The sequence below is a fragment of the Gluconobacter wancherniae NBRC 103581 genome (genome assembly GCF_007988885.1).
GTDB classification, from domain to species: domain Bacteria; phylum Pseudomonadota; class Alphaproteobacteria; order Acetobacterales; family Acetobacteraceae; genus Gluconobacter; species Gluconobacter wancherniae.
Genome location: NZ_BJUZ01000003.1, coordinates 47,369 through 72,326, shown reverse-complemented (window position 1 = coordinate 72,326; position 24,958 = coordinate 47,369). Strand labels below are relative to the sequence as shown.

28 protein-coding genes and 2 riboswitches are annotated in these 24,958 nt (G+C 56.9%); of the genes, 17 read left to right on the top strand and 11 right to left on the bottom strand.

Annotated elements, in window-relative coordinates; translation table 11 throughout:
- Nucleotides 1-23: 23 nt before the first annotated feature.
- Nucleotides 24-221 carry a hypothetical protein gene (locus GWA01_RS11095; protein ID WP_146797997.1) on the bottom strand — a complete coding sequence of 66 codons (198 nt, stop codon included), beginning with the start codon at nt 219-221 and terminating at the stop codon, nt 24-26.
- A gap of 240 nt (nt 222-461) precedes the next feature.
- Between GWA01_RS11095 and GWA01_RS11090 the strand changes: the two genes are divergently transcribed.
- Nucleotides 462-1,952 carry a catalase gene (locus tag GWA01_RS11090; RefSeq protein WP_146797995.1) on the top strand — a complete coding sequence of 497 codons (1,491 nt, stop codon included), beginning with the start codon at nt 462-464 and terminating at the stop codon, nt 1,950-1,952.
- Between the two features lie 49 nt (nt 1,953-2,001).
- Here the strand turns inward: GWA01_RS11090 and GWA01_RS11085 are convergent, their stop codons facing one another.
- Both GWA01_RS11085 and mutY read right to left on the bottom strand, forming a co-directional pair.
- Nucleotides 2,002-2,628, bottom strand: a complete 627-nt coding sequence (locus GWA01_RS11085) for a hypothetical protein (protein WP_146797992.1) — start codon at nt 2,626-2,628, stop codon at nt 2,002-2,004.
- Nucleotides 2,625-3,719, bottom strand: a complete 1,095-nt coding sequence (mutY, locus tag GWA01_RS11080; protein WP_228118593.1) for an A/G-specific adenine glycosylase — start codon at nt 3,717-3,719, stop codon at nt 2,625-2,627. The genes GWA01_RS11085 and mutY overlap by 4 nt, the downstream gene beginning before the upstream one ends.
- Between mutY and GWA01_RS11075 the strand changes: the two genes are divergently transcribed.
- Complete coding sequence (locus tag GWA01_RS11075) at nt 3,703-4,218, top strand: DUF721 domain-containing protein (protein ID WP_146797990.1); 516 nt, start codon at nt 3,703-3,705, stop codon at nt 4,216-4,218. The two genes, mutY and GWA01_RS11075, sit on opposite strands and share 17 nt — an antisense overlap.
- Before the next feature lie 128 nt (nt 4,219-4,346).
- Entirely contained in the window at nt 4,347-4,937 is a 591-nt protein-coding gene (locus GWA01_RS13055) for a hypothetical protein (RefSeq protein ID WP_186819558.1), read from the top strand.
- A gap of 6 nt (nt 4,938-4,943) precedes the next feature.
- Here GWA01_RS13055 and serB read toward each other — a convergent pair whose 3' ends face one another.
- Nucleotides 4,944-5,837, bottom strand: coding sequence for a phosphoserine phosphatase SerB (gene serB, locus GWA01_RS11070; RefSeq protein ID WP_146797988.1), 894 nt, complete (start codon nt 5,835-5,837; stop codon nt 4,944-4,946).
- A 41-nt stretch (nt 5,838-5,878) separates the two neighbouring features.
- Here serB and miaA point away from each other — a divergent pair, with 41 nt between their 5' ends.
- From miaA to speE, 6 genes are all read left to right on the top strand, one after another.
- Nucleotides 5,879-6,862, top strand: coding sequence for a tRNA (adenosine(37)-N6)-dimethylallyltransferase MiaA (gene miaA, locus GWA01_RS11065; protein WP_146797986.1), 984 nt, complete (start codon nt 5,879-5,881; stop codon nt 6,860-6,862).
- Between the two features lie 30 nt (nt 6,863-6,892).
- Nucleotides 6,893-8,689, top strand: coding sequence for a biosynthetic-type acetolactate synthase large subunit (gene ilvB, locus GWA01_RS11060; RefSeq protein WP_146797984.1), 1,797 nt, complete (start codon nt 6,893-6,895; stop codon nt 8,687-8,689).
- Complete coding sequence (gene ilvN, locus GWA01_RS11055) at nt 8,689-9,216, top strand: acetolactate synthase small subunit (protein ID WP_146797982.1); 528 nt, start codon at nt 8,689-8,691, stop codon at nt 9,214-9,216. Before ilvB ends, ilvN begins: the two co-directional genes overlap by 1 nt.
- Complete coding sequence (ilvC, locus tag GWA01_RS11050) at nt 9,216-10,235, top strand: ketol-acid reductoisomerase (RefSeq protein WP_146797980.1); 1,020 nt, start codon at nt 9,216-9,218, stop codon at nt 10,233-10,235. The genes ilvN and ilvC overlap by 1 nt, the downstream gene beginning before the upstream one ends.
- 371 nt (nt 10,236-10,606) lie before the next feature.
- Nucleotides 10,607-11,077, top strand: a complete 471-nt coding sequence (gene speD, locus GWA01_RS11045) for an adenosylmethionine decarboxylase (RefSeq protein WP_146797978.1) — start codon at nt 10,607-10,609, stop codon at nt 11,075-11,077.
- Nucleotides 11,078-11,153: 76 nt separating this feature from the next.
- Nucleotides 11,154-12,026, top strand: coding sequence for a polyamine aminopropyltransferase (gene speE, locus GWA01_RS11040; protein WP_146797976.1), 873 nt, complete (start codon nt 11,154-11,156; stop codon nt 12,024-12,026).
- A gap of 42 nt (nt 12,027-12,068) precedes the next feature.
- Here speE and GWA01_RS11035 read toward each other — a convergent pair whose 3' ends face one another.
- Nucleotides 12,069-12,506: a MarR family winged helix-turn-helix transcriptional regulator gene (locus tag GWA01_RS11035; RefSeq protein ID WP_146797974.1), complete on the bottom strand. Its 438-nt coding sequence runs from the start codon at nt 12,504-12,506 to the stop codon at nt 12,069-12,071.
- 159 nt (nt 12,507-12,665) lie between these two features.
- Between GWA01_RS11035 and panB the strand changes: the two genes are divergently transcribed.
- Nucleotides 12,666-13,505 (top strand): 3-methyl-2-oxobutanoate hydroxymethyltransferase, encoded by an 840-nt coding sequence (gene panB, locus GWA01_RS11030; RefSeq protein WP_146797972.1) that lies wholly within the window; start codon nt 12,666-12,668, stop codon nt 13,503-13,505.
- A 3-nt stretch (nt 13,506-13,508) separates the two neighbouring features.
- Here the strand turns inward: panB and GWA01_RS11025 are convergent, their stop codons facing one another.
- Together GWA01_RS11025 and GWA01_RS11020 are read right to left on the bottom strand one after the other, a co-directional pair.
- Nucleotides 13,509-13,769 (bottom strand): putative hemolysin, encoded by a 261-nt coding sequence (locus GWA01_RS11025; protein WP_146797970.1) that lies wholly within the window; start codon nt 13,767-13,769, stop codon nt 13,509-13,511.
- Between the two features lies 1 nt (nt 13,770).
- Nucleotides 13,771-14,073 (bottom strand): putative quinol monooxygenase, encoded by a 303-nt coding sequence (locus GWA01_RS11020; protein ID WP_146797968.1) that lies wholly within the window; start codon nt 14,071-14,073, stop codon nt 13,771-13,773.
- Nucleotides 14,074-14,163: 90 nt separating this feature from the next.
- Nucleotides 14,164-14,252, top strand: a riboswitch (glycine riboswitch).
- A riboswitch (glycine riboswitch) is annotated at nt 14,253-14,326 on the top strand.
- A gap of 60 nt (nt 14,327-14,386) precedes the next feature.
- Here GWA01_RS11020 and gcvT point away from each other — a divergent pair.
- From gcvT to gcvP, 3 genes are all read left to right on the top strand, one after another.
- Nucleotides 14,387-15,520, top strand: coding sequence for a glycine cleavage system aminomethyltransferase GcvT (gene gcvT / locus GWA01_RS11015; protein ID WP_146797966.1), 1,134 nt, complete (start codon nt 14,387-14,389; stop codon nt 15,518-15,520).
- 12 nt (nt 15,521-15,532) lie between these two features.
- Entirely contained in the window at nt 15,533-15,892 is a 360-nt protein-coding gene (gene gcvH, locus GWA01_RS11010) for a glycine cleavage system protein GcvH (RefSeq protein WP_146797962.1), read from the top strand.
- A 74-nt stretch (nt 15,893-15,966) separates the two neighbouring features.
- Complete coding sequence (gene gcvP, locus GWA01_RS11005) at nt 15,967-18,804, top strand: aminomethyl-transferring glycine dehydrogenase (protein WP_146797958.1); 2,838 nt, start codon at nt 15,967-15,969, stop codon at nt 18,802-18,804.
- 71 nt (nt 18,805-18,875) lie between these two features.
- On the opposite strand, the gene GWA01_RS11000 is transcribed toward gcvP, so the two are convergent.
- Nucleotides 18,876-19,349 carry a YbaK/EbsC family protein gene (locus GWA01_RS11000; RefSeq protein WP_146797955.1) on the bottom strand — a complete coding sequence of 158 codons (474 nt, stop codon included), beginning with the start codon at nt 19,347-19,349 and terminating at the stop codon, nt 18,876-18,878.
- Between the two features lie 129 nt (nt 19,350-19,478).
- Between GWA01_RS11000 and GWA01_RS10995 the strand changes: the two genes are divergently transcribed.
- Nucleotides 19,479-19,868, top strand: coding sequence for a putative quinol monooxygenase (locus GWA01_RS10995; RefSeq protein WP_244945721.1), 390 nt, complete (start codon nt 19,479-19,481; stop codon nt 19,866-19,868).
- Between the two features lie 4 nt (nt 19,869-19,872).
- Here the strand turns inward: GWA01_RS10995 and GWA01_RS10990 are convergent, their stop codons facing one another.
- Nucleotides 19,873-20,298 carry an Lrp/AsnC family transcriptional regulator gene (locus GWA01_RS10990; protein ID WP_146797950.1) on the bottom strand — a complete coding sequence of 142 codons (426 nt, stop codon included), beginning with the start codon at nt 20,296-20,298 and terminating at the stop codon, nt 19,873-19,875.
- Between the two features lie 124 nt (nt 20,299-20,422).
- Between GWA01_RS10990 and GWA01_RS10985 the strand changes: the two genes are divergently transcribed.
- Both GWA01_RS10985 and GWA01_RS10980 read left to right on the top strand, forming a co-directional pair.
- The gene (locus tag GWA01_RS10985; RefSeq protein ID WP_146797946.1) at nt 20,423-21,502 is read left to right on the top strand and encodes a saccharopine dehydrogenase family protein; all 1,080 of its coding nucleotides are present in this window, start codon (nt 20,423-20,425) and stop codon (nt 21,500-21,502) included.
- A gap of 92 nt (nt 21,503-21,594) precedes the next feature.
- Nucleotides 21,595-21,807, top strand: a complete 213-nt coding sequence (locus GWA01_RS10980; protein ID WP_146797943.1) for a heavy-metal-associated domain-containing protein — start codon at nt 21,595-21,597, stop codon at nt 21,805-21,807.
- A 21-nt stretch (nt 21,808-21,828) separates the two neighbouring features.
- Here the strand turns inward: GWA01_RS10980 and GWA01_RS10975 are convergent, their stop codons facing one another.
- Nucleotides 21,829-22,413 carry a trimeric intracellular cation channel family protein gene (locus GWA01_RS10975; RefSeq protein ID WP_228118609.1) on the bottom strand — a complete coding sequence of 195 codons (585 nt, stop codon included), beginning with the start codon at nt 22,411-22,413 and terminating at the stop codon, nt 21,829-21,831.
- Nucleotides 22,414-22,543: 130 nt separating this feature from the next.
- The gene (glnA, locus tag GWA01_RS10970) at nt 22,544-23,926 is read right to left on the bottom strand and encodes a type I glutamate--ammonia ligase (RefSeq protein WP_146797935.1); all 1,383 of its coding nucleotides are present in this window, start codon (nt 23,924-23,926) and stop codon (nt 22,544-22,546) included.
- A 348-nt stretch (nt 23,927-24,274) separates the two neighbouring features.
- Here glnA and GWA01_RS10965 point away from each other — a divergent pair, with 348 nt between their 5' ends.
- Nucleotides 24,275-24,916 carry an HAAS signaling domain-containing protein gene (locus tag GWA01_RS10965; RefSeq protein WP_146797933.1) on the top strand — a complete coding sequence of 214 codons (642 nt, stop codon included), beginning with the start codon at nt 24,275-24,277 and terminating at the stop codon, nt 24,914-24,916.
- The last annotated feature ends 42 nt before the right edge of the window (nt 24,917-24,958 follow it).

Sequence of the window (24,958 nt, the reverse complement as noted above, 5' to 3'; positions counted from 1 at the left end):
CAGACAGAGTCTGCAGCGGGGTATCAAGGGCAAACTTCTTCGGAAAAGCTCAGCCCTGCTGTGGCTTGCGGGAGTTGGCGGATGTAACACGCTTGCCCCAGGCCGCCTGCTCCACCAACGCCGCCGTTGAACCAGGAATCACCCGCAGCTGCGAAATGGTGCTTGAGGCCAATCTGGGCCAGTTTCTCTGCCGGAGCGACACGCCGGTCTAGGGAGGGCATGTTGTGGCTGAAGATTTTCCGGATGAGACATTGCTCAGTCTGAGCGCCATGGTTCCTGACGCTCGCTCCAGACTGGCGACACCTCGTTCAGCAAATCCCGGGACCCGACAGGAACACAGCAGCCAAGTGCATACTTAAAGACTATATTTTCCGATCAGAGAGATAGAATAAATCGGTTTTACCTTTTTTCCTGGTTTTATAATCTGACGCCGCTTAGCTTGTTGAAGCAGGAGACCTGACATGACTGATAATACGATCCGGACGACCGCGGGCGCCCCTTGGGGAAGCAATCAGGACAGCAAGACGGTTGGTGCCCGTGGCCCGCTGCTGCTGGAAAACTATCAGCTTATCGAAAAACTGGCGCACCAGAACCGAGAGCGCATTCCGGAACGTACGGTTCATGCGAAGGGCTCAGGTGCGTATGGGACCTTCACGGTCACCAAGGACATTACTGCCTACACGCGTGCTGCCATTTTTTCCGAAGTCGGTAAGAAGACGGAGCTGCTGGCCCGCTTTTCCACCGTTGCTGGAGAGCGCGGAGCAGCAGATGCAGAGCGTGATGTCCGTGGGTTTTCACTGAAATTCTATACGGACGAGGGAAACTGGGATCTGGTGGGGAACAACACGCCGGTCTTCTTCGTGCGTGACCCGATCAAGTTTCCTGATTTCATTCATACCCAAAAGCGCCATCCGCGAACCAATATGCGTTCGGCGACGGCAATGTGGGATTTCTGGTCCTTGAGCCCGGAGAGCCTGCATCAGGTCGCCATTTTGTTTTCTGATCGTGGCCTTCCTCAGGGCTATCGGTTCATGAACGGTTATGGCAGCCATACCTATTCCCTGTGGAATGCGCAGGGTGAGCGGTTCTGGGTGAAGTTTCACTTCAAAACCCGGCAGGGACATCGGCACTGGACGAACAGCGAGGCCAATGAGGTTATTGGCAGGGACCGCGAATCTTCGCAGGCAGACCTCTACCATGCGATCGAGCGTGGTGAGCACCCTCAATGGACCGTATTCATCCAGATCATGGCGGAGGCTGAGGCGGAGCGCGTGAGCTTCAATCCGTTTGACGTCACCAAAGTCTGGTCACAGAAGGATTTTCCGCTTCATGAAGTGGGTGTGATGGAGCTGAACCGTAATCCGCAGAATTATTTTGCGGAGATGGAACAGGCTTCGTTTTCTCCTTCGAATATCGTGCCGGGGATCGGGTTTTCTCCAGACAGGATGTTACAGGGCCGTCTGTTTGCATATGCGGATGCACACCGTTACCGGGTTGGAACGCATTATGAGATGCTTCCGGTAAACCGTCCGAAAATGCCCGTGAAGAATTACCATCTGGATGGCCCGATGCGTTTTGACGCGCCTCATCCCGGTGATGGAGAATATTACGAGCCGAACTCATTTGGTGGCCCTACGGAAGACCGAAGCGTCATCGAACCACCACTGCGCGTCAGCGGGGACATCGGCTTTTACGAGCACCGGGCAGATGGGGATGATTTTGCTCAGCCCCGTGTCCTGTTCAGGATGTTCGATGCTGGGCAGCGGGAGCGCTTCTTTGAGAACTTTGCAGGGGCCATGCAGGGCGTACCCCAGCATATCGTAGACCGTCAGCTCGCACTTTTTGAGAAGGCTGATCCTGAATGGGCTCAGGGTGTTCGCCGGGCGATTGAGAAAGACAAGCCAGTTGGTCATGCTTCAGCGGCAACCAATCAGGAAGTGATTGCTGATTAAGCTGATTAATCAGTCGTTGCTCAGGGACGTGCAGAAACGTCCCTGAGGATCAGGCCGCGCGCTTGACGGTCAGATTATGGCTGGTTTCGCCGTCCACGCTCGTGAGATGGAGTGTGAGTGTTTCACCATTGCCCAACAGGCTGACCCCTTCGATCTGGTCGTGATGGGCAGCGAGAGAAAACCGAAAAGTGCCTGTCTGCGCTGTCATAGCGCTGCGGACAACGAGCTGATCGCAGGGCGTGCCGTCTGCATAGCTCATTGTTGAAGCACTTGCTTCCATGAGAATGCCCAACCCACGGACCATGTTTCCGGTCATGGGAAGGAACATTTCCCAGTCGTTGAGTACCGTGGCGTTAAAATGCACTTCACCACGTGCACCGGGTACGGGTGCACAGGTTACAAGGCTTTCGGGTTTCTGTCGTGATAAAGCGACGAGAGGCGAGCGGGGCGTTTCGATCATCGTTAGCTGAGGCAGGGCTCGGGGCATCGAGATGCTCTTTTCCGCGACTAATGGGCACGGGAGTGAAAAATCTGCCGGGGCTATGAAGGAAAGACCCGGATAGTACCCCGGACGGAAGGGGCTGCGCGCGTATGAATCGCTGACAGGATCATGGTCCAGCATCCAGCCATGCCAGTCCATGATCCAGAGCCGTGTGCTGGGAGAAGTCAGGTTCATGGTGTTTCCGCGTCCGTTTCGGGGGCAGCAAGGGACAGGCATTTCTGCATGACGCCGGGCAGTGCGGCCCGCTTCGTGGTTCGAAACGCGCCAAAGGAGGGATCGATCCCGGCATTGTGGTTCGCAGGGAGCGTTGCTTCATACACCATCAGATAAAGCGTGAAGTGCGTAAAGACGTGCTTGATTTCTCCGCGTGCCACCCAGTTTACGAGTGCTGGCGCAGCCGCCAGAGCTTCGGCGGGAGACCATCGTTCCGAGCGCCACTCAGTACCCGGAATTTCGTCCATGCCGCCGAGAAGCCCTTTGGGTGGTCGCGTACGCAGCAGAATGTTCTGATTGTGATCATGGAGCAGGAAATGAACGCCGTAACGAACAGGCTTTGCCTGTTTGGGTGTTTTGAGGGGCAGGTTCGCCGCGACTCCATTCTTCAATCCCATGCATTTTTTTTGCCAGGGGCAGGTCAGGCAGGACGGATTGCGCGGGGTGCAGATCGTTGCGCCAAGATCAAACAGAGCCTGTGCGAAATCGGATGGTCGGTCCTGTGCTTCCTGGTCGGTATTCAGTCTGGCTGCATGTTTCGCGAGGAGTGGGCGGGAAGCAGGCAGGGGGTCTTCGATCGAATACAGACGCGCCGTTACACGTTCCACATTGCCATCCACTGGCACGACAGGAACGCCAAACGCAATCGCCGCGATGGCGCGCGCGGTATATGCGCCGATGCCGGGAAGAGTGAGTAGTTCTGCGAGCGTCTGCGGGAACCCGCCCATTTCCGTAACGCGCCGGGCGCAGGCATGCAGGTTCCGGGCGCGTGCGTAATAGCCAAGACCTGCCCAGAGATGCAGAACATCTTCGAGCGGGGCTGCCGCCAGATCCTGAACGGTTGGATAATGGCTCAGGAAGCGCTCGTAATATGATATGACGGCGCGGACCGTTGTTTGCTGAAGCATGATTTCGCTCAGCCATACGGCATAGGGATCTGGCCGCTGGCCGGGGAGGCTGCGCCAGGGCAGAACGCGCCGGTGGGTATCATACCAGCGGAGCAGGGCGGATGCATCGGGAGTCACAGGAGCGGATATGACGAAGGATCGCATTTCAAACAAGCACCCGACAGCGTCTTCTACTCAGGGAAATGCTCAGGATGGTGGATGGCAGCCCCGCAAATGGGGCGAGCGCCAGATCGGAACCTTTATCCCAGGCCTGACAAAGCTGGCATTTAAGAAAAAATCGCCCTTGCTTGTTCGGTTGATGATGGACTGGGAGGATTTTGTCGGCCCACGTCTGGGGCGCGAGACCGAGCCACGACGCATGAGCGCAGGAACACTTACCCTTGCCTGCTCGGGGCCGGTGGCGATGGAACTCCAGCATTTTGCTCCGCAGATTCTCGAACGCATCAACACGGCCTGCGGGCTGCGTGGTGAACATACACTTAAGCGGTTGAAGGTCGTTCAGGACATGACGGCATTCGAGACACCGCGTCCCGTTAGACCGAAACCCCTTCAGGTGAATGTAGCGGATATTGATGATGAGGATTTGCGTCAGGCTCTGGAGCGCCTTGGAGGGCATGTGAGTGCCCGGCGCCGCCGAAGATAATGCGACTGGATGTTTCACGTGAAACAGAATGTTCCACTACCGTATTTCGCCCTTTTTTCGCGCTCAACCTGCACCGATATGAGAGGCTCTGGCATTTTTGCCAATGACTGGGCCGGAGGAGACGGACCATGAAACGATTTACAAAGGTTGGCGCGGTATTTGCTCTGGCCCTGATGACAGGTGCTGTGTCCCTTCCTGCGCAGGCATTTCCTGGCGGTGGCGGCGGTCATGGTGGCGGGGGAGGTGGTTTCCATGGCGGCGGTTGGGGAGGTGGCGGTGGTTTTCACGGTGGCGGCCCGCGTGGTGGCTTTGGTGGAGGCGGCGGCTTTCGTGGCGGCCCCGGTGGTGGTGGGTATCGCGGCGGTCCCGGTTGGGGGTTTCGTCCCGGTGGCGGTTGGGGAGGCGGATGGGGTGGCCCCCGTTTCTCTGGCTGGCGTGGCGCTGGCTGGAACGGCTGGGGTGGACCCGGCTGGTTCGGCTATGGCTGGGGTATGCCAGGCTGGGGCGGCGGCTGGGGTTGGGGTGGCTGGGGCATAGGCGCTGGGCTTGCAACCGGCCTCGCTGTGGGCGCTGCAACGTCGTCCTACTATAACGGCTACGGTTACGCGCCTTATCAGGGCTATGCCCCGCCACCTGTCTATTACGCGCCGCAGCCCGGATATGTTGTTCCATACACCCCATATGGCGGCGGACCACCGCCATACACCTGGGGATATTGAGGTTCTTCAGTCGGTGACGAACGTCCCGGCTGTATAGCCCTGTGCAAAAAGATGGGCACGCAGACCTGAGAAATTGATCTGCGTGCCAACGATCTTGCGAACATTGGGTTTTGCGTGGAAGGCTAGGCCAAGACCGGCAGCCATCAGCATGGGGATGTCGTTTGCGCCATCACCCGTGGTCAGGGCAGCACGAAGCTGCACGCCGCGCTCTTCTGTCAGGCGTTCCAGATGATCCCGTTTGGCATCTGGCCCAAGAATATCCGCTGCGAGCTTGCCGGTCATGGTGTTATCAATGATTTCAAGCGCGTTGCCATGATGCTCATCGAAGCCGCACAGTTCCGCAACACGTTGCGTGAACCATGTGAATCCGCCTGAAACAAGTGCCGTACGGGCATTGTGTGCCTTCATGGTCTGGACGAGCTCGCGGGCTCCATCCGTCAGGGTCAGGCTCTGCCAGACGTCTTCAAGAAGGGAGGCGGGTTTGCCTGCGAGAAGCGCGACCCGACGTTCAAGTGCTGTGTCGAAATCAAGCTCTCCGTTCATGGAAGCTTGAGTGATCGCAGCCACTTCCTCCCCGCAGCCTGCAAGAGCCGCGAGATCGTCCAGCGTCTCGCCGGTGAGGATGGTGCTATCCATGTCTGCAACAAGCAGCGCCTTGCGGCGCCCGCGTGTTTTCATGAGCAGTGCATCCACGCGATAGGGCGCAAGCGTTGCGCGGATGGTTGCAGCACTTGCGGACCCCGGCCCTGGCTTCGGGCAGGGAATGTCGACGGCCTCACCTTCGGACAGCACAACCGGCTTGCTGCCTTTGACGAGTGTCCGGGCCACATCGATGGCTTCGGGTTTGAGGGGGCCAGACTTGCGGTCGGCGATGATGGTCAGCACTGAAGGAAATGACATGGGCTCTCGTAACGGTCCGGCGCGTGTGGCAGGAACGGGGAATGAATGCCCCGAAGACTGCGATCATTGTGGCTGGCCCAACCTGCTCCGGCAAGTCGGCTCTCGCTCTTGATCTCGCTCGTGCCTTTGACGGTACGGTTATCAACGCCGATTCCATGCAGGTCTATAGTGATCTGCGTATCCTCACGGCCCGCCCGGACGCCGCAGATGAGGCCGCTGTTCCGCACCGTCTTTATGGTGTGCTGGATGCCGCCCAACCCGGAAGCGTGGCGTGGTGGCGAGAGGAGGCTCTCAGGGAAATGAAGGCTGCGTGTGATGCGGGCCGGATTCCCATTCTGTGTGGCGGCACAGGAATGTATCTCCGGGCGCTCACAGACGGTCTTGTAGAAGTACCTGACCCGGGAGAAGTAGCACGGACCGAAGCACGCGCACTGGCAGACGAAATCGGCCCTGCTGCACTGCATGCGCGCCTTGAGGCAGTTGACCCTGAAACCGCAGCCTCCTTGCGGCCTAACGACACACAGAGAATCGCTCGCGCATGGGAGGTCTGGCGTGGAACGGGGTATGGGCTGTTCTGGTGGCGGTCACAGCCGGGCCTTCCTGCGGCACCTTATCGCTTCGTGTCGGTTCAGCTTGATCCTCCGCGTGATGAGCTGCGTCACGCAATAAACGAGCGTTTTGGTCTCATGCTCCAACAGGGTGCGATGGATGAAGTGCGACGTCTGGTTGCGCGTGATCTCTCACCCGCTCTTCCGGCCATGCGGGCCCATGGTGTGCCTGAGCTTTGTGCCGTTCTACGTGGAGAAGAAACCATGGAGGCAGCAAAGGCCGCCGCAGTTCTCGCGACGGGCCGTTACACCCGGCGTCAGGCAACATGGTTTCGGCATCACGCTTTGGGCAAGCAGGATGATGCGATGATTTCGTTGCGTAGGCACACGTTATCTACGCAACTTTCGGAAAGAGAATATGAAAAAATAGAAAATTTTATATCAAATCGAGTTGACGTCCGCGCAATCCCGTCTTAAATCCCGCGCCTCATACCTGGGGAGGATACGGTGACAGGTGCTGCTGACAAAGAGCCGAAGACGGGGAACAACGCGCTGAATGGTGCGGAAGTCCTTCTGCGTGTGCTCGATGAACAGGGCGTAGAGGTCATTTTTGGCTATCCGGGGGGCGCAGTCCTTCCGATCTACGACGCGCTCTTCAAGCAGGACCGGATTCGTCATATTCTCGTCCGCCATGAGCAGGCTGCCGTGCATGCTGCTGAGGCCTATGCCCGCTCGACGGGTAAGGTCGGTGTCGTGCTGGTAACGTCGGGGCCGGGCGCAACGAACGCCGTAACGGGTCTTGTCGATGCGCTGATGGATTCCATTCCGCTTGTGTGCCTGTGCGGTCAGGTTCCTACGAAACTGATCGGCAACGACGCTTTTCAGGAAGCTGATACGACCGGCATCACGCGGCCTGCAACCAAGCATAACTATCTGGTTCGTGAGCCGGGCGCTCTGGCGCAGACCGTGCGTGAGGCTTTCGAGGTTGCGCGCTCTGGTCGCCCCGGACCCGTACTGGTGGATTTGCCCAAGGATATCACGGTGGGTGGTGCGCCATTGACGCCGCCTGCACTGTCACGCCTGCAGCGTTTCCGTCGTCAGGGTGGCCCGGACGCTGCGGCGATCGCTCGCACGATCGAGGCCATGAAGACGGCCAGACGTCCTTTGTTCTACACGGGCGGCGGCGTGATCAATTCCGGGCCTGAGGCGTCCGAACTGCTGCGCCGTCTCGCTCGCAAGACGGGTTATCCGGTAACGTCCACGTTGATGGGACTTGGAGCATTCCCCTCTCCGGATCCGCAGTTTCTCGGCATGCTGGGTATGCATGGTTCGGTCGAGGCAAACATGGCCACGCATGGCTGTGACCTGCTGATCGCACTAGGTTCGCGTTTTGACGACCGTGTGACGGGACGTGTGGACGCGTTCTCGCCGGATTCGTTTAAGGTCCATGCGGATATCGATCCAAGCCAGATCGACAAGATCATTCAGGTTGACGTTCGCCTCGAAGGCGATCTGCGCGATACTCTTGAGGCATTGCTGGAGGCCTGGGATGACACGCCTGCACCTGATCTGACTGCTTGGTGGAACCAGATTGCGTCATGGCGCAGCGTTGATGGCTTCGGCTTCACGCAGGATATGACGCCGTCTGCGATCATTCGTCCCCAGTACGCTGTTCGCCGTCTGTATGAGCTAACGCAGGAAAGCGGCCGTGACACGTTTGTCTCGACCGAAGTCGGCCAGCACCAGATGTGGGCGGCTCAGCATTTCCAGTTCGACAAGCCAAATCACTGGCTGACATCTGGCGGACTGGGAACGATGGGCTATGGGCTGCCTGCTGCTGTGGGCGCGCAGGTTGCACATCCGGATGCACTGGTGATCGATATCGCCGGTGAAGCTTCCACGCTCATGAACATTCAGGAGCTGGGAACCATTGCGCAGTATCGTCTGCCGGTGAAGATCTTTATCCTGAACAACCGCTACATGGGGATGGTGCGCCAGTGGCAGGAACTGCTGCATGGCTCGCGTTATTCTCAGTCGTACAGCGAGGCCCTGCCAGATTTCGTCAAGCTGGCGGAAGCTTTCCACGGTACGGGTATGCGTGCCACGAATGTCGGTGAACTCGATGATGTGATCCGCAGAATGCTGGCCCATGACGGCCCGGTCGTGGCGGATATCTGCGTGGCGGAAAATGAAAACTGCTATCCGATGATTCCATCGGGTGCGGCACATAATCAGATGCTGCTTGGCCCGGATCAGGATTCCGAGGCTGCAGGTCTGACCGAAGAAGGGATGATGCTGGTCTGATGGCGGACGATATCCAAAAATCGGTCATCTCGGTCCTGATCGAGGACGAGAGTGGTGCGCTGGCCCGTGTGGTCGGACTGTTTTCCGGGCGCGGCTACAACATTGAGAGCCTCACGGTTGCTGTTGTGGATGCCGAGCGGCATCTGTCGCGTATTACGGTTCTGACGTCTGGCACGCCGCAGGTGATCAAGCAGATCAAGGCACAGCTAAAGCGTCTGATTCCTGTGCATGCCGTGTGCGACCTTCTGGAAGAAGGGCAGTATGTTGGTCGTGAGCTGGCGCTTGTGAAGGTTGTCTCGCGTGGGGAAGCCCGCACGGAAGGCCTGCGCATTGCTGATTCCTTTCGCGCCCGGGCTGTCGATACGACCGCCGGAAGTTTTGTGTTTGAGCTGACGGGGTCTTCCGAGAAGCTTGATGCATTCATAGAGTTGATGCGCCCCCTTGGCCTGGCTGAGGTTTCGCGCACCGGGATCGCCGCGATTGCGCGTGGTCCTTCTGTCTTTCACCTTAACGAGGAGCCTGTCTGATGCGAGTGTATTACGATCGCGATGCCGATCTGGGACTGATCAAGAGCAAGAAAGTCGCGATCATCGGCTATGGCAGCCAGGGTCACGCTCACGCCAATAACCTGAAGGACAGCGGTGTTTCGGAGATCGTTATTGGTCTGCGCCCGGAATCCTCCGCTGTGAAGAAGGCCGAAGCTGCTGGCTTCAAGGTCATGAACCCTTCAGAGGCTGCTGCCTGGGCCGATGTGGTCATGGTTCTGACGCCAGATGAGGGTCAGGGCGCGCTGTACAAGGAGCATCTTGAAGCCAATTTGAAACAGGGTGCGGCTCTTGCGTTCGCACATGGCCTTTCCATCCATTTCCGCATCATCGAAGCACGTCCTGACCTGGACGTCTTCCTGATCGCACCAAAGGGCCCTGGCCACACGGTGCGTTCTGAATATCAGCGTGGCGGTGGCGTTCCGTCTCTGGTTGCCGTGGCACAGAATCCTTCCGGCCATGCTCTGGACATCGCCCTGTCTTATGCGTCGGCAAATGGTGGTGGCCGTGCGGGCATCATCGAGACGTCTTTTAAGGAAGAAGTCGAGACCGATCTTTTCGGCGAGCAGGCTGTTCTGTGCGGCGGTACGGTTGAGCTGATCCGCGCTGGTTTCGAAACGCTGGTTGAAGCCGGATACGCTCCGGAAATGGCGTATTTCGAGTGTCTGCACGAACTGAAGCTCATTGTGGATCTGCTGTATGAAGGCGGCATTTCCAACATGAACTACTCCATCTCCAACACAGCGGAGTATGGTGAGTACGTGACGGGCCCGCGCATCGTGACGGCTGAAACCAAGGCTGAAATGAAGCGCGTCCTCAAGGACATTCAGGACGGAACGTTCGTTCGCAACTTCATCCTGGAGAATCAGTCTGGCGGTGTCGGCTTCAAGGCAACCCGCGCGCATAACGATGCACATCAGATCGAGCAGGTCGGTGCAAAGCTGCGTGAGATGATGCCATGGATCGCGAAGGGTAAGCTGGTCGACAAGACTCGCAACTGATCTGACGGTTATTGCTTTTGCAGCCCCCATCGGGCTGGCAGGAGCCATGAGAACACGCACCCTCTGTGGTGCGTGTTTGTGTTTGTAGCCAGCCAGTTGTGCTTGCCACCGTTGCCGTAGCGAATCGCTTTTGTATGTAGATTTTCTGGTCGGTATATGGCGTGCCCGCACGGGGATTCACGTTGTTTCCTCGTGCTGTCGGTTTGAAACTGTGGGAAATATACAGCCTCTCAGGGCACCGAATGTGACATATTGACGAATTAGCCCAGAAAAGCCTTGCATCCTCGGAATGGGCACTCTAACTAGCGCGCTTCCTGGCCCAAGGGGGCGAATTTCGCCCAACAGGCTGTCTACTGGTTTGGGGGTACGTGATGAACGCACTTGCTCAACTGGGGATGGTATCGGGACTCCCGAGAGATATCCAGAACGTCGAAGCTCACTCTGTTGAAGAGGAGCGTAAAGATTACTTCATCGAGCGTGACGGCATGCGTTACGCTGGCAACCATCTGCTGATCGATTTCTGGGACGCCCAGAACCTCGATGATCCGAAGCGGATTGATGAAACGCTCTGCGAAGCAGCAATTGCTGCTGGCGCAACGATTCTGCACAGCCATTTTCATCATTTCACGCCTAATGGTGGCGTGTCGGGTGTGATCGTGCTCGCAGAAAGCCACATCTCGATCCACACTTGGCCAGAACGCAATTTCGCAGCTGTGGACGTGTTCATGTGTGGTGCTTGTGATCCGAATCTGTCGATTCCGGTGATGCAGCGCCTGTTCCAGGCAGGTCGTGTCGAAGTTGACGCGATGCGCCGTGGACGTGTGCAGGACCGGGCTGCGTAAGCAGTCTTCTTCCAGGCAGAGAGGGCCGGCGCGTGCCGGCCTTTTGCACTAAAAATCCGACAAGGAAACGATGACCGTGGCAGAGACATGGATCAACGAGACTCTGTACCCGGACTGGGGACAGCGTTTTCTCGTGACGCGCGAACTTGCGCGCGTAAAGTCCGATTTTCAGGACGTTGTGGTTTTTGAGAGTTCAAGCCATGGCCGCGTCCTGGTGCTGGACGGCGTGATCCAGATCACCGAGCGGGATGAATTCGTCTATCAGGAAATGCTGACGCATGTGCCCATGCTGACGCACCCATGCGCAAAGCGTGTTTTGATCATTGGTGCTGGAGACGGGGGCGTTCTGCGTCGTGTTCTGCAGCACGGCACCGTTGAGAAGGCCGTTATGGTCGAGATCGACGGTGTAGTGATCGAGCTTTCCAAGCAGCATTTGCCGAACATCGCAGGTGATGCGTGGAATGATCCGCGCGCGGAAGTCATTGTTGGTGACGGTATCGACTACGTTGCAAAAGCTGCGGACGGATCGTTCGATGTGATCATCGTCGACAGCACGGATCCGATCGGTGTTGGCGAGGTTCTGTTTACGGACGAGTTCTATAGCAACTGCGCACGTATCCTGTCAGATGAAGGTCTGATTGTGAACCAGTGCGGCGTGCCTTTCATGCAGGCTGATGAACTGCATGAAACAAGCCTGCGCCGTGCGAATTTCTTCCCCCATGTCACTGCCTATGTTGCCGCTGTTCCGACATATGTCGGTGGCTTCATGACGCTTGGTATGGCCTCCAAGGGTCAGTCTCCGAATACGCAGACGCTGGAGCAGATCCGCGCGCGCGCTGAAGCGGCGGATATTCTTGGAACCACACGCTACTGGACGCCAGAAATTCACGTCGGCTCATTTAATCTGCCGCCGTATATTGCTGAGCATCTGCCCACGAGCGCGAAATAATTTTTGCGTTTCCTGCATCCGGAAAATTCCCGGATGCAGGCATTATTCTTTATTTTCCAGATTTAAAATAATACGGTCCAGCAACGCTGTCAGAATGCTGCGTTCGAGGGTTGTAAAACCCGTAAGTGCCTTATTGTTTACCTCTTCCAGAAATTCCGGGACACGCGCGCTCTTTTCCTCGCCTTCGTCTGTAAGGCTGATGCGTACGCTCCGTTTATCCTTTGCGTCTGGTGTTCGCCTGATCAGGTTGTCGCGCTCCATTCTTGAAAGCAGCGTCACCATGCCCGGCTGTTCAATACCCACAATTTCAATAAGGGCGCGCTGGTTTAATTCCTTGCCATTTCGCAGTGCGAGCAGGACGGGAATTTGCCCGGAGCGAATACCAAGGGGCTTTAATGCCTGATCAATGGCTCGAATAAAAAGGCGCGCGGTCTGATTGGCCAGTTGTCCGGGCCTCGGGGTGGAATTTTCATCGGCCATCGCTGATCTCCTGTATCAGTAATAACTATATAACATGTTATATAAATTCCGTTCCGTAGTTATTTTGTTCCGTACGAGGCGCAGTAAACTCGAGCTGTGTTCCTTCCTGCTGGTGCACGCTAGGTAGGCTAACATTTTGGTCACGGTTGGTGAGAAATCATGCGCAGAACAATTTTTGATATTCGGAACATGAAAGCCGCAGGTGAGAAAATTACCATGCTCACGGCTTATGATTATTCCTCAGCCCTGATCGCAGAGCGTGCTGGCGTGCAGATAATTCTGGTTGGGGACTCGCTTGGTATGGTCGTGCATGGCCACGATACGACATTACCTGTCACGGTCGATGACATGATTTTGCATGCCAGAATGGTCATGCGCGGAAGCCAGGAAGCGCTTGTCGTCGTGGATCTACCGTTCATGACGTATGCAACACTGCAAGATGCGGTGACATCCGCCAGAAAGATCATGCAAGGCGGGGGCGGGCAGGCCCTTAAGCTTGAGGGGGGAGCCGAAATGGTTCCTGTTGTCCGCAAACTTACGGAAATGGGTGTGCCGGTGATGGGTCATCTCGGGCTGACGCCACAGTCCCAGCATCAGATTGGCCTGCGTGTGCAAGGTAAAGATGTCAGGGCGGCCAAGAAACTGATTGAAGATGCTTTAGCGCTTCAGGAGGCGGGCGCTTTCGGTCTGGTTTTGGAGGTTGTGCCTGCAGAACTGGCGGCGATAATTTCAGAGCGTCTTGATATTCCTGTCATTGGAATTGGCGCGGGCGCCGGATGCGATGGGCAGGTGCAGGTTTGGCATGATGTTCTTGGCCTTTTCGAGGAAAAATCACCAAGGCATGCAAAGCGGTTTGCCGAGATCGGAGCGCAGATGACAGAGGCGCTTAAGGTGTATGTAGCGGAGGTGTCGTCTGGAGCATTTCCAACGGCTGCGCAAAGTGCCTCCATCAAGCCTGAAATTCTTCAGGAGGCACTTCAGCAGATCACTGATCGCTAAAGCCTATCGCCCGACCTGTGGCGTCGGAAGCGTGCAGCGGTGCTCGCGGAAAAGCGCCCATTCTTCACAGGCTCTGCCATTGGATAGATGGCAGATCCCGATCTGTCCCTGTGGGGTGTCCAGGATTTCATCATGCCCACCCTGCTGGACGCAGTATGCACTTGCGGGGTTGGGCATTCCGATGCGTTCGGGTGGTGCGTGATGGGTACATCCCGCAATCATTATTAGCGTAGGAAAAGCCGCATATCGGATTATTCTGTGCATGTCAGGGCGCTCTCTGTGTGAGGAAACGCACGCTTCTTTCCTTGATGCCAAGATCCTTTACCGTCTCTGCAAACTTACCGAAATGCGGTGTTTTCAGATGCGTCTCGAATGCTGCGCGGTCTTCATAAATTTCAACAAGGACGATCGTGTTTGCTTCATCCTGCGGGGTGAGGACGTTGAAAGCATGACAGCCTGCCTCGTCCGCCACGGAACGCTCACTGTCATAGGTGCAGATTTCCAGAAATTTGTCATAGGTATCTGATGTGGTTTCAAACTCGGCGATAACCGTGAGTTGTCCGACCATGAACGTTTCCCCTCGTGTTGGCGATAAAACATGTAACGCACAGTCGATCGTAACGATTGCGGAGCTTTGAGGAAGCTGGCAGAATAAAAAGTGATCGACACGGGAGAGACTGGCCTTGAGCCAGCGCCGAAGGAGCAACCGCCCCGGAAACTCTCAGGCCAAAGGACCGAGTCGATCGGTAAATTCTGGAGAGTGGCGCGGTTGCGCCCGCCGACGGGATAGCGATCTCAGGCAAAAGGACAGAAGGGGCGGCGTTTTCCTGTGAGGGATGCGTCCGCTTTTTCATGTCCCTGTTGTGTCTGGAACTTCCTGCATGAGCGATACGCTTCACCAAACACCACTGCATGCTCTTAATCTGGAACTCGGTGCCAAAATGGTGCCGTTTGCAGGCTATGAAATGCCGATCCAGTATAAGGCTGGTCTCATGGCAGAGCATCTTCATACCCGCTCCAGTGCAGGTTTGTTTGATGTCTCACACATGGGGCAACTTCGCATTGCGGCAAAGAGTGGCGATGTTCGCGACGCGGCACTCGCTCTCGAGACGCTCATCCCAGCGGATTATGCGGCTCTTGGTGTGCACAGGCAGCGTTACGGCCTGCTGACGAACGATGAAGGCGGTATTCGTGATGATCTGATGGTCGCGAATATGGGGCAGGATCTGTTCGTTGTGGTCAACGCATCATGCAAGCATCAGGACGCGGACCTGATCGAGAAGGCGCTTGGTGATCGTTGCATCGTGACCCGGCATTTTGATCGGGCACTGATTGCTCTGCAGGGACCGGAAGCCCAGAATGCTTTGACGTCGCTTTGCCCGGCAGCAGCAGACATGAAATTCATGGATGCGATCGAGACCGAGCTTGCCGGTGTTTCGGTCACACTGTCACGTTCAGGATACACCGGTGAAGACGGGTATGAAATCGGGATTGCCGCCAAGGATGCAGAGACTGTAGCGCGTGCGCTTCTGGCGCAGCCTCAGATACTTCCGATTGGTCTTGGCGCGCGTGACTCGCTGCGTCTGGAGGCTGGTTTGTGTCTATATGGCAACGATATTGATCCGACCACCACCCCGATCGAAGCGTCTCTTGCATGGGCAATCCAGAAAGCCCGCCGTGAAGGTGGCTCCCGTGAGGGGGGATATCCCGGCGCGGATATCGTGCTTCGTCAGGCGCGCGAGGGAGTGTCGCGCAAGCGTGTCGGTTTGATGGCTGAGGGGCGTGCGCCGGTGCGTGCGGGCGCGAAGCTCTTTGCGGACGCTGAAGGCACGAAAGAAATTGGCGTTGTAACGTCTGGTGCCTTTGGCCCGACGGTCAATGCTCCGGTGGCGATGGGATACGTTGCTACCGAATTTGCAGATGTGGATACCGCACTGTTTGCGGAACTGCGTGGAAAGTTTGTGCCTGTCCATGTCCGGGCAATGCCGTTCGTGGCTCCCGGTTTCAAGCGCTAAGGAAATACAGTGATGACGACCTATTACACCAAGTCACATGAGTGGATCCGTCTGGACGGTGAAGAAGCAACGGTGGGCATTACGGCTCATGCTTCGGAAGAGCTGGGCGAACTCGTTTTCGTTGAAGCCAAGGACGAAGGCACCGAAGTCGCTGCTGGCGATACGGCGGCTGTTGTTGAGTCCGTCAAGGCGGCTTCAGACATCTATGCGCCAGTGGCAGGCACGTTGTCGGGTTTCAATACGAAGCTTTCCGACGAGCCGACGCTGGTCGGGAGCGATGCAGAGGGTGAAGGTTGGATCTACAAGATGACAGTCTCGAACCCCGATGACCTTAAGGGCCTGCTGACGGCCGAGCAGTACAAGAGCCTCTGACGCGCTCTGTGGGTCCTGCTTTGGCAGGGCCCTTTTAAATTTCTACGCCCTGAAGCCCGATCCAGAGAACCATTGTGACGACCCTGTGGCCTGACCAGACCGAAGCCTTCAGCTCCCGCCATATTGGCCCGCGCTCCTCCGAAATTGGAGAGATGCTGCGTGTTGTGGGTGCTTCCAGCATTGATGACCTGATTGACCGGACTGTGCCGTCCGCAATTCTGGATCGCAGCAACCATGGGGTTGGTGCCGCATTGACCGAACAGGAGGCGCTTGCGCGTCTGCGCGAGATTGCCTCTCGCAATGTCGTCATGACATCCATGATCGGGCAGGGATACTACGATACAGTTTTGCCTCCCGTCATCCAGCGCAACATTCTGGAAAATCCCGCATGGTACACGGCGTATACGCCCTACCAGCCGGAGATCAGTCAGGGACGTCTGGAAGCACTTCTTAATTTCCAGACGCTCGTTGCAGATCTGACCGGGCTTGATATTGCCAACGCATCGCTGCTCGATGAGGGCACGGCCTGTGCCGAGGCGATGGGGCTTGCCAAGCGTGTCTGTAAGGCAAAATCAGACCGTTTCTTTGTGGATGCCGACACGCACCCGCAAACGATCGCAGTGATCCGCACGCGCGCCGAGCCTCTCGGCTGGGAAATTGTTGTTGGTAATCCAGAGACCGATCTGGATGCTTCCACTGTTTTTGGTGCGTTGCTGTCCTATCCGGGATCTTCGGGTGCCCTGCGAAACCCGCGCGCCATCATTGAAGCACTCCATGCGAATGGTGCGATTGCGTCTGTAACCTGTGACCCGCTGGCGCTCGTTATGCTGGAGAGCCCCGGTGCGCTGGGCGCTGATATCGCGATCGGGTCCATGCAGCGCTTTGGTGTGCCCATGGGCGGTGGTGGCCCACACGCTGGCTTCATGGCCACGCGCGATGCCTATAAGCGCAACATGCCTGGCCGTCTGGTGGGTGTATCCAGGGACAGCGCAGGTAATCCTGCCTACCGTCTGGCGCTCCAAACCCGTGAGCAGCATATCCGTCGTGAAAAGGCGACGTCCAATATCTGCACGGCGCAGGTTCTGCTGGCCGTCATCGCGTCCATGTATGCGGTCTATCACGGGCCGGAGGGTCTCAGGGCGATCGCCGGGCGTACGCATCGCATGGCGTCCATCCTTGCAGATGGCCTGAGAGCGTTGGCGGTCAAGGTCGAGACGACCGCGTTCTTCGATACGATCACGGTTGATGCTGGCGCGTCTGCGGCTCTGGTTCTGCAACGTGCACGCGATGTCGGGATCAACCTGCGTGACGCAGGCGAGGGACGGATCGGCATTTCATGCGATGAAACAACCTCTCCTGACACGATCCGTGCGCTCTGGCGCGCCTTCTGCCCAGACGAGACACGTCTGGCCAAGGTTGAGCAGGACTTGTCTGTTGCGTCGCATATCCCTGCAGAGCTGAAGCGAAGCGCGGATCTGCTGACCCATGCGGTATTCCAGGCCCATCGCTCCGAGACGGATCTGCTGCGCTATATGCGTGCACTTTCGGACAAGGATCTGGCGCTGGATCGCACCATGATCCCTCTGGGGTCCTGCACGATGAAGCTCAATGCCACGGCAGAGATGATTCCCATTACCTGGCCGGAATTTGCGCGGATTCACCCCTTTGCACCCGCTGAACAGACTCAGGGCTACGCAGAGCTGTTTGCGTATCTGGAGAGCACGCTTTGTGCAGTTTCGGGATATGATGCCATTTCATTGCAGCCCAATTCCGGTGCGCAGGGTGAGTTTGCGGGCCTTCTGGCGATCCGGGGCTATCATCGTGCACGCGGCGACGACGCTCGTGATGTGTGCCTGATTCCCGCCTCTGCCCATGGCACGAACCCTGCCTCGGCACAGATGGCAGGCATGAAGGTCGTCGTTGTTGCCTGTGACACCAATGGCAATGTCGACGTTGAAGACCTGAAGGCAAAAATTGCCCAGCATGATGGCCGGGTCTCTGCCATCATGATTACCTATCCATCCACTCATGGTGTGTTCGAAGAGCGGATCGTTGAAATCTGCGAACTGGTGCATGCCGCAGGTGGGCAGGTCTATCTGGACGGCGCGAACCTGAATGCGCAGGTTGGGCTGGCGCGGCCCGGTCTGTACGGTGCGGACGTGTCGCATTTCAATCTGCACAAAACGTTCTGCATTCCGCATGGCGGTGGTGGCCCGGGCATGGGTCCGATTGGTGTTGGTAGCCACCTTGCGCCCTATCTTCCGGGCAATAATGGGGTTGCGATCTCAGCTGCGCCCTATGGATCGGCTTCAATTCTTCCGATTTCGGCAGCCTATATCATGATGATGGGCGATGACGGACTGCGTCAGGCTACTGAGATGGCGATCCTGAACGCCAACTACATCGCTGCGCGTCTGGGTGAGCATTATCCGGTGCTTTATCGCGGTGCCAATGGCTTCACCGCGCATGAGTGCATCATTGATTTGCGCCCCCTGAAGGATCAGGTTGGGGTCACGGTGGATGATATCGCCAAGCGCCTGATTGACCACGGTTTCCACGCACCGACAGTCAGCTTCCCGGTTGCGGGGACTTTCATGATCGAACCGACGGAGTCCGAGGGGAAGGTAGAGCTGGACCGTTTCTGTGATGCGATGATTGCCATTCGTGGCGAAATTGCAAAAGTGGAAGCTGGTGAAGTAGCGATGGATGCCAGCCCACTGCATTTCGCGCCTCACACGACGGCTGATCTGGCCGGAGCATGGGATCGCCCCTATTCGCGCGAGGAAGGGTGTTTCCCCGGCGGCGTGTCCACCACGAAATACTGGTCTCCCGTTGGGCGTTTGGACAATGCATGGGGAGACAGGAATCTGGTCTGTTCCTGCCCTGATATTTCTTCCTACATTGAAGATTGATGCAGCGGTATTTGTGAAGCTGTAAAAAAGGCCGGAGTGATCAACTCCGGCCTTTTTTGTGCAAACCGATCTTAATCCTGCGCCACCTGAACCCATTCTGCTCCAGTCAGATCAGCCAGATGGGCCGGTGAAAGCATGACAGACGCATTCAGGCTTCCCGCTGCCGGGATGACCATATCAAAGGCCTGAAGCGAAATATCGCAATAGACAGGGATTGGGCTAGGAAGGCCGAAGGGGCAAACGCCTCCCGGTGGATGGCTGGTTGCGGCCAGAACTTCCTCTCCATTAAGGAAGCGCGGTTTTGCGCCCAGGGCCTCACGTGCCTTCCTGTTATCGAGCCGTTTTGTGCCAGCCATAACAACCAGAACAATGCGCGCATCTTCTCCAGAGCCGAGGCGGACGCCGAGTGTTTTGGCAATCTGGTCTGGCACCACGCCATGTACCTGTGCGGCTTCCTCCACTGTGGCGGTGGAGTCTTCCGTGAGGATCAGGGAAAGTTCAGGGGCTCTTATGGCCAGATCGGCGCGGACACTCTCAAGACTCACAATAGGCTCCAGCAATGCGTTTCACGTGAAACATAGTCTGAGGATTTCGGACGCACAGGGCAACACGAAGAGGCGCACAGGTATCACGGCAAAGTGCGGAAGGGCGCGGGGAGAGACAGAGCGGTGGAAATGGTATCAAATCCTGAAGGCATGGTGCTGAGAAGAGCGCTGGTGTCTGTAGACGAATATTTTCAGGAAGATGATTCCATGAGCGAAGTTACCTACGTCGTAGCAATCGTTACCGTCGCGCCCGAACATGCACATACGGCCGAGGCCGAACTGGCGCGCTGTATGGTTGCATCCCGCAAGGAAGCTCCTTGCCAGCATTATGTGGTCAATCGAGATCTTGAGAAGCCAGGTCGTTTTACGACAGACGAACGCTGGGATACGCCCGCTGCTTTCGATGCGCATCTTGCTACATCTCATTTCAACGTTCTGGCAAAAGCCATGGGCGCTTTAGGGGCGGAAGTGACCATCATGAAGGTTCGCCCGCTTGATGCTGCGGCTGATGCCGCCTGATTAATCAGGTCAATTTGTATCGTGTGGAGAGAATGACTGCAGAAATGGTTCTCTCCACACCATTTATGCGCCCGATATCGTCAATCGCTTGATTGATGGCTTCCGTACTGGCAGCCCCTAGGACAGCAATCAGATCCGACATGCCGCTGACGGCATGGAGTTCTCGAAGTTCGGGCAGGCTTCGCAGGCTTTTTTCTACAAAACTGACCTGCCTTGGTGTCAGGGTAATGGAAACATGCGCACGGACGGGGTCCTGTGGTGTGGCCTCAATCAAAGTATAGCCCTGAATGATACCGTTGCGCTCCAGCCGCTCGATCCTGCCTTGTAGGGTGGTGCGTGAAATACCGAGCCTACGGGCGAGTACGGCAGTGGGAATGCGCGCATTTTTACGTAGAAGTTCCAAAAGGGCGCGATCATCGGAATCAGTCATAGTGCCGACCATAACCGGCATTCTGCCGTCACGAAAGATCGGTATCCGGCGCCGTGCCGATTGAAGGACGGCGAAAGAACCGGTGTCCTGAACCGAGATTATTTCGGATCAGGAAAATTCCAGTATGAAGAAAATCACAGTGATCGGCGCGGGTAAGATTGGCGCAACGATGGCCCGTTTCCTGCATTCTGGAGGCTATGGTGTGACGGTCATTGATCGTGATGCCCAGTATCTGGCCAAGCTCGATCTTCCTGCGGATATTGCGCGGCGCGAGGCCGATATCGCTCAGGGGCTGGAGGCTTCCGCCCTTGAAGGCCAGTTTGCAGTGCTCTCCGCAGCCCCCTTTCACCTGACGCGTAACGTGGCCAAGGCCGCGGCTGAAGCGGGTGTGCATTATCTGGACCTGACCGAGGATGTCGCCTCTACGCGCGATGTTCGGGCGCTTGCTGAAAACGCGTCCAGTGCGTTTATTCCGCAATGTGGTCTGGCGCCGGGATTTGTCTCTATTGCGGCACATGATCTGGCCAGTCACTTCGATACGCTGGACACGATCCGTCTGCGTGTTGGTGCGCTGCCGCGTTTCCCGTCAAACGCGCTGGGTTACAACCTGACCTGGAGCACGGACGGGCTGATTAACGAATACATTGAGCCCTGCGAAGCCATCATCGGAGGAAAACGCGCGATGGTACCCGCAATGGAAGGGTATGAGACGCTTGGTGTGGATGGCGTGGCCTATGAGGCGTTCAATACGTCTGGCGGTCTGGGATCACTTTGTGAGACCTATGACGGCAAGGTTCGGGAGTTGAATTATCGCACGATGCGCTACCCCGGCCACCGCGACATCATGAAAATTTTACTGTCTGATCTGCGGCTGGCAGAGCGTCGGCACATTCTGCACGATATTTTCACGCATGCCATTCCCGGAACTTCGCAGGATGTCGTTGTGGTGTTTATTACCGTGACGGGCACCAAGAACGGTCAGCTCCGTCAGGAGACGCTGGCGCGGACCATTCAGGCGCGTCATTTCATGGGAGTCGATTGTACGGCCATCCAGATCACCACGGCTGGTTCCATCTGCGCCGTTCTGGACCTCCTTGCAGAAGGAAAAATCCCCACGAAGGGTTTTGTCCGCCAAGAGGATATTCCGCTCGACCTGTTCCTGGAGAACCGGTTTGGAAACGTTTATAACCACGGTGCTCACTGAGAATTAAACCGAGGTTCCCTTCGCAAAGGAAGTGTGGCTTCCTGCTTTCCTGAGCTGGCAGGTGAGGCTGGCTTTATGCGGAGGGAATTATCGTGGTTGATACCGTAATCTTCAAAGTGGATGGCATGTCCTGCACGGGCTGTTCCAGCAAATTGGAAAAAGCCCTGAATGCAGTGCCAGGCGTGAGCAGTGCTGAAGTCACCCTCGATCCGGGTCAGGCGAACATCCATTATGACGGCAACGCGGTTCAGCCTGCTGCCTTGCGGGACGTTGTCGAGGATCTCGGCTTTGACGTTGTTGTCTAAAGCTTCTTGTCCTGAGCGAAATTATTTCCGGTAAGAGGGGAGGGCTGTTCCGCGTACGATGGCGACGGCCCGAAGGGAAAAGCCAAGGACCATGGCAATTCCTGCGGCGAGGGTGTTGTTGAGCCCTATAGCGCTCAGAAATACGTAGCTTCCTGATGATAGTGCCACGGCCGTCACGTAGACTTCTGGTCGGATAACGATCGAGGGTTCGCCCGCAAGCATGTCGCGGAAAATGCCTCCCATACACGCGCTGACAACGCCCATCAGGGCTGCGGGCAGAAGCGGGATGCCGTAGGCGATGGCTTTTGCCGCGCCAAATACACCATATGCAGCAATTCCCAGCCCGTCGAACCAGTCTACCGCACGCTCGGACCATAGACGCCCCGGTGTAAACCACACTACGACCGCGCATGCCATACAGACGGCGATAGGTGTCGCATTGTGCATCCAGAATACCGGAGCACTGATCAGTAGATCCCGGACGGTGCCGCCGCCAACGCCTGTGATGGCCGCGAAGAACATGAATGTAACGATGTTCTGTCGTTTCCCTGCAGCCTCAAGCGCACCGGAAATGGCGAAAACCGCCGTACCAGCGATATCCAGCATGGGCAGTATGGAAGACGAAAAATTGTGGAGAGACGGCGGAAGCACGTGGGAAATGGCCTGAAAAAGACGAGGAATTTACAAAAAAAGCCCGGCACAATGGCCGGGCTTTTCCGTTCGAAATGTGTTCGGATCAGACCGAGTAGTACATTTCAAACTCTGCCGGGTGAGGCGTGTGCTCGAATTTGTAGACTTCGGCCCACTTGATGTCGATGTAGCTCTCGATCTGGTCCTGAGTGAAAACGCCACCTTCGAGAAGGAATGCGTGATCGGCCTTGAGGGCTTCCAGAGCTTCACGGAGCGAACCGCAGACAGTTGGGATCTGGGCGAGCTCTTCCTTCGGAAGTTCGTACAGGTCCTTGTCCATGGCTTCACCAGGATGGATCTTGTTGCGGATGCCATCGAGGCCAGCCATCAGCATGGCAGCGAACGCGAGATACGGGTTTGCTGTCGGATCCGGGAAGCGAACTTCAACGCGCTTGGCCTTCGGGTTGGTCGCATGCGGGATACGACACGAAGCCGAGCGGTTGGCAGCGGAATATGCCAGCAGCACAGGCGCTTCAAACCCCGGAATCAGGCGCTTGTAGGAGTTCGTGGACGGGTTCGTAAACGCGTTCAGAGCCTTGGCGTGCTTGATGATGCCGCCAATGTAGAACAGTGCGTCTTCAGACAGGTCGGCATACTTGTCGCCTGCGAAAGTCGGCTTGCCGTCTTTCCAGATCGACTGGTGAACATGCATGCCCGAGCCATTATCGCCTGCGATCGGCTTTGGCATGAACGTTGCCGTCTTGCCATAGGAATGGGCGACGTTGTGCACGCAGTATTTGTAGATCTGCATGAAGTCAGCGGACTTCACGAGGGTGTCGAACTTCGTACCCAGCTCGTGCTGCGACTGTGCGACTTCGTGATGGTGCTTCTCGATCGGCAGGCCCATTTCGCCCATCGTGGAGAGCATTTCGGCGCGCAGGTCATGCTCGCTGTCAACTGGCGCAACAGGGAAGTAGCCACCCTTGACGACAGGGCGATGGCCCATGTTGCCTTCGGGGTATGACTTCATGGAAGAGCCTGGGCCTTCGATGCTGTCGAGCTGGTATGTGCCGAAATTCGGGCCTGTGCCGAACTGCACGTTGTCGAAGACGAAGAACTCGGCTTCCGGGCCAAAGAAGGCCGTATCGCCGAAGCCTGCATCCTTGAGATACGCTTCAGCCAGCTTTGCGGTCGAGCGAGGGTCACGGTTGTAGAAATTGCCCGTCTTCGGATCGACGATGTCACAGAACAGGATGAGCTGAGGCTTCGCCGAGAACGGGTCCATGACGGCTGTTGCCGGATCGGGCAACAGGACCATGTCTGATTCGTTAATGGCTTTCCAGCCCTGGATCGACGAACCATCGAACATGAAGCCTTCGGTGAAGGTGTCATCCTCGATTGTGGAAACGGTCTGGGTGGTGTGGTGCCACTTGCCCTTCGGGTCCGTGAAGCGCAGATCGACGAATTCCGCCGCGTGCTCCTGGATCATCTCAAAGACGCGCGCAACGGCTTCCTTGCTAGGTGCCGGTGGGGCGTTTTTGGAGATGGTCGGTTGTGCTGCCTTTGGAGCAGCAGCCTTCGCCGGGGTACGGCGCGCAGGTGCGGCCTTCGGTTTGGCAGGGGAGGGGGTAGGGGCTTTCTTTGCCATCGATCTGTCGCCTTGCATCGTGTGAACGGCTGCAAAACGATTAGGGGACATTTGTCGCATTGTCGAGTATGGGAAATTTCGCCAATGCATGAATTTTCGCAGGAATGTTTCGATTTCGTACGGCCATAAACGGCAGATGGCCCCAAACTTGCATGGAAACTGTCAGACCTTTCAAAGCGGAGAAAGCTGATGATTCTGAAACCTGTACCTCAACCCCTCTGCCTGGACGCTGACCTCCTTTCCCTTCCTGTGGAACAGTACCTTCATGATTTCCGTGGAGGCTTGCTCGCGTTGCCGGAGAGCGAACGTGACCAGATCGTCTCTGAAGTCCGCCTTCAGGTGGGAGCACAGGCACGCGAAGGAGAGGCTGCGGTGCAGCGTCTTCTGCGAAGACTGGGTTCGCCCGAACAGCTTGCCGCACAATTTACCCTTCGTCATGAACTTGCGCTGGGCGTACAGCAGTCAAATCCCCTTGGGTTGCTGTGGGTATTGTTGCGGCTTGCCAGTACAAGCGTGATTGCGTTTTTCGGTGGGATGGCGGTGTTTATCCTGCTGGTTGCGGGCTTCAGCCTGATGATCCTGCCGATCGTGAAAATCATGTATCCGCATGGCGTTGATATCCCTGCGGGCGCGGGATGGGCCGCTATGGAGTTCAGGGTTGAGCCATCGAACTTGGTTCCAGCGGGGTATGTTCCTTTGCCTTTTATGCATGCGTTTGTCGTGGGGGTTGTGGGCGTTGTGCTTGTTGGAATGGCGGTGGCATTGCTTCGGTCCCTGGGGCGCAGTCTATTGCGCGGCGTGAAGCGCAGGACGCAGATGCAGGGATCATAAAATGACGGCATTGCAGGCTTTTCACTGGAGCCCCGTCCTGCA

What these genes read in the sequence shown, in the direction of transcription:
- GWA01_RS11095 (WP_146797997.1), bottom strand. Translation starts at nt 221, where the DNA reads ATGCCCTCCCTAGACCGGCGTGTCGCTCCGGCAGAGAAACTGGCCCAG.
- GWA01_RS11090 (WP_146797995.1), top strand. Translation starts at nt 462, where the DNA reads ATGACTGATAATACGATCCGGACGACCGCGGGCGCCCCTTGGGGAAGC.
- GWA01_RS11085 (WP_146797992.1), bottom strand. Translation starts at nt 2,628, where the DNA reads ATGAACCTGACTTCTCCCAGCACACGGCTCTGGATCATGGACTGGCAT.
- GWA01_RS11075 (WP_146797990.1), top strand. Translation starts at nt 3,703, where the DNA reads ATGACGAAGGATCGCATTTCAAACAAGCACCCGACAGCGTCTTCTACT.
- mutY (WP_228118593.1), bottom strand. Translation starts at nt 3,719, where the DNA reads ATGCGATCCTTCGTCATATCCGCTCCTGTGACTCCCGATGCATCCGCC.
- GWA01_RS13055 (WP_186819558.1), top strand. Translation starts at nt 4,347, where the DNA reads ATGAAACGATTTACAAAGGTTGGCGCGGTATTTGCTCTGGCCCTGATG.
- serB (WP_146797988.1), bottom strand. Translation starts at nt 5,837, where the DNA reads ATGTCATTTCCTTCAGTGCTGACCATCATCGCCGACCGCAAGTCTGGC.
- miaA (WP_146797986.1), top strand. Translation starts at nt 5,879, where the DNA reads ATGAATGCCCCGAAGACTGCGATCATTGTGGCTGGCCCAACCTGCTCC.
- ilvN (WP_146797982.1), top strand. Translation starts at nt 8,689, where the DNA reads ATGGCGGACGATATCCAAAAATCGGTCATCTCGGTCCTGATCGAGGAC.
- ilvC (WP_146797980.1), top strand. Translation starts at nt 9,216, where the DNA reads ATGCGAGTGTATTACGATCGCGATGCCGATCTGGGACTGATCAAGAGC.
- speD (WP_146797978.1), top strand. Translation starts at nt 10,607, where the DNA reads ATGAACGCACTTGCTCAACTGGGGATGGTATCGGGACTCCCGAGAGAT.
- GWA01_RS11035 (WP_146797974.1), bottom strand. Translation starts at nt 12,506, where the DNA reads ATGGCCGATGAAAATTCCACCCCGAGGCCCGGACAACTGGCCAATCAG.
- panB (WP_146797972.1), top strand. Translation starts at nt 12,666, where the DNA reads ATGCGCAGAACAATTTTTGATATTCGGAACATGAAAGCCGCAGGTGAG.
- GWA01_RS11025 (WP_146797970.1), bottom strand. Translation starts at nt 13,769, where the DNA reads ATGCACAGAATAATCCGATATGCGGCTTTTCCTACGCTAATAATGATT.
- GWA01_RS11020 (WP_146797968.1), bottom strand. Translation starts at nt 14,073, where the DNA reads ATGGTCGGACAACTCACGGTTATCGCCGAGTTTGAAACCACATCAGAT.
- gcvT (WP_146797966.1), top strand. Translation starts at nt 14,387, where the DNA reads ATGAGCGATACGCTTCACCAAACACCACTGCATGCTCTTAATCTGGAA.
- gcvH (WP_146797962.1), top strand. Translation starts at nt 15,533, where the DNA reads ATGACGACCTATTACACCAAGTCACATGAGTGGATCCGTCTGGACGGT.
- GWA01_RS10995 (WP_244945721.1), top strand. Translation starts at nt 19,479, where the DNA reads ATGGTATCAAATCCTGAAGGCATGGTGCTGAGAAGAGCGCTGGTGTCT.
- GWA01_RS10990 (WP_146797950.1), bottom strand. Translation starts at nt 20,298, where the DNA reads ATGACTGATTCCGATGATCGCGCCCTTTTGGAACTTCTACGTAAAAAT.
- GWA01_RS10985 (WP_146797946.1), top strand. Translation starts at nt 20,423, where the DNA reads ATGAAGAAAATCACAGTGATCGGCGCGGGTAAGATTGGCGCAACGATG.
- GWA01_RS10975 (WP_228118609.1), bottom strand. Translation starts at nt 22,413, where the DNA reads ATGCTGGATATCGCTGGTACGGCGGTTTTCGCCATTTCCGGTGCGCTT.
- glnA (WP_146797935.1), bottom strand. Translation starts at nt 23,926, where the DNA reads ATGATCCAGGAGCACGCGGCGGAATTCGTCGATCTGCGCTTCACGGAC.
- GWA01_RS10965 (WP_146797933.1), top strand. Translation starts at nt 24,275, where the DNA reads ATGATTCTGAAACCTGTACCTCAACCCCTCTGCCTGGACGCTGACCTC.